Genomic DNA, 2,419 nt, shown 5'->3' with positions numbered 1-2,419 from the left:
TTAAAAGGTCACGACAAGTCCGAATGGGATAAAATAATTGACGACTACAATCACACTCTTAAGATTGATGAAACAGGGAATATCATTGACATTCATCCCTTGGAGCAAGGCTATGTCGTTTTAAAAAATGGGAAATATGATGATGACTATACTCATTTGGTTAACAAAAAGCTTGATGAACTAAAAGCCCAAAACTTTGAAGCAAATTCAGTCGAATTTTGGAGTGGAGTAGCTCAAATTTTCTCTGGATTGGGAGTTTACTTTGCGAGTGGAGCCCTAGAAGTCTTGAGTGTAATGGCTGGTCCGCCAACAGCAGGGACAAGTATCGTAGCTGGTACCGCAGCATCTGTAACAGGGGTTCAATATGGGAATGTACTGATAGCTAGTGGAGCAGTAACTAGCTTATCAGCTATCACAAAGACGGCCTTACTAAATGGCGAAATTCAGGTTGATTATTCCAGTAACTATGACAGCTGGAAGGCAAATAAACCGACGAGTAAGTCTTTTGGAAAAAAGATTTCTGGACGAGTTAACGGTAAAAAAGTCGATAATATTCGAGTTGATGCGGAGCCAGATAGTGGGAAAATCCAAGTTCAATCGGGGAGTGGAAAGTCAGGTTATAACCTCGACATAGATATTGAAGCCTCAACTATTTCAAGTAGGCAGGATATTGTAAACTGGGTAAATGAACAATCTGAACTAAATGGACTTGGAAAAGGAGCTAAAGAAGAAGTTATCAAAAATATGTGGAAAGCTTTTAAATACTTGACGCAATAAGGAGTGAACAATGAAATTATATTTAAAAGGTGATTATACAAAAAGAGTACCTTATGGTTATTTAGAACTAGCTGGTAAAATGTGGTTTCCAGAAGATGAGCAAATTTCTTACTCAAATGCTGGGAACAATGATGCATTACAAGAAGATTTTTTCTCAAATTTATCCTTGAGGAAAGGCACTGCCGATAAGAGATGGTCTAGTGTCCCCCTAAAGGAAGGGGTACGAAGACTCTTTTCACATATTAAGGAAAGTATTGAAATTAATTTTGAAGATGCATTTGCTACGGATTATACTGAAAAGGGAGACTATCTCCGTATTTTAACCACCCATCTAGAAGTTTTGACAGTTGATAAACGAGCTATGTACATTATGGCGCTTGAGATTGCAAAGGTTATTGACGGGCAAATTAGCGAGGATGCTAAGAATAGCTGGTTGACAATTGAAGAGTTTAAAAGAAAACATGAGGCTATTCTATCTTTAACTTTTGAAGAAGTAAATGAACTAAGTTTGACTGAAATTCAAACGATGGATGTGGTAGACGACCCTCTTTGGGAGGAAGAAGCCACTCGTCGAAAAGAATATATACTAGCACATGGAGGCGATATCTCAGATTTATGAGACTATATATCAAAAGTGATTTTAAGAAAAAAATAACCTTTACGACAAGAGAGTTGCTCAGGGAAATGTGGTTTAAGGAATGGCATGGTCATCCTATTACATACTCAAACGTTGGTGATGATGAGATGCTACAAGATGATTTCTTTTTTGGAGTTCAATTTGATAAATGGCGATTTAATGATAAACGATGGAATCATATACCATATGACAAGAGTGATCCTTGGAATTCGTTTTCTGATGAAAATATTCAATTGGAATTTGAAAAAACTTTCATTACAGAGTGGAGAGAACGTGGAGATTATCTACGTATCGCAACATCTCATATAGATGTTTTAACTGTAGACAAACGTGCTTTATACATTATGGCAACTGAAGTAGCATCTGCCATTGATGGTCAGATTAGCGAAGACGGCAAGCAAAGTTGGCTAAGTGTAGAAGAATTTAAGAAATATCACAAGGATGTTCTTTCACTGACTTATGATGAAGCTGTTGAAATCAGTTTGGAAGAATTAAAGACAATGGTACCGGTAAGAGATCCTCTATGGGAAGAGGAGGAACGGCTTCGAGAAGAATACATCAAAATCCACGGCGAACGTGTTTATGATGATGAGGAAGATGAGTGAGATTATATCTTAAAGGCAACTACGAAACTAGTATATACCAAAACTGTATGGAATATCCTTGGAAAATGTGGTTCAAAGAACGTAAGGGAGTGAAAGTTGGTTTTTCTTATGCATTTGATGATAATTTTTATTTGAGTTTAACTCTAGATAAATTTTCTTCAAATGATGAGCGTTGGGGAATGGCTGATTTTAGAATAGGAAAAGACTCTTGGGCGACTTTTAAGCGTGAAAATTTAAATTTAAATTTTGAAGATTCTTATGAAAGTGATGGGCGAGAAAAAGGAGACTATCTTCGAATAATCACGACTCATAAGGATATTCTAACGGTTGACAAGCGAGCGCTCTATATCATGGCGATTGAGGTAGCATCTGTCATTGACGGTCAAATCAGCGAAGACGA

General features: G+C 37.0%; 3 protein-coding genes and 1 pseudogene. All 4 read left to right on the top strand.

Annotation, left to right across the window (positions count from 1 at the left end; genetic code table 11):
- Positions 1-777, top strand: a pseudogene (locus tag GMD1S_RS12515) (virulence protein); the annotation flags it as partial.
- 10 nt (positions 778-787) lie between these two features.
- Entirely contained in the window at positions 788-1,396 is a 609-nt protein-coding gene (locus GMD1S_RS11460; protein ID WP_000780961.1) for a hypothetical protein, read from the top strand.
- Complete coding sequence (locus GMD1S_RS11455) at positions 1,393-2,019, top strand: hypothetical protein (protein ID WP_001242082.1); 627 nt, start codon at positions 1,393-1,395, stop codon at positions 2,017-2,019. The genes GMD1S_RS11460 and GMD1S_RS11455 overlap by 4 nt, the downstream gene beginning before the upstream one ends.
- The coding region (locus GMD1S_RS11450) for a hypothetical protein (protein ID WP_001242119.1) at positions 2,016-2,419 on the top strand (404 nt) is incomplete at its 3' end. The genes GMD1S_RS11455 and GMD1S_RS11450, both read left to right, overlap by 4 nt.

Source organism: Streptococcus sp. GMD1S (genome assembly GCF_000296875.1).
Lineage (GTDB): Bacteria > Bacillota > Bacilli > Lactobacillales > Streptococcaceae > Streptococcus.
The sequence above is the reverse complement of the archived record's forward strand: the minus strand, read 5'-3'. Positions and strand labels throughout refer to the sequence as shown.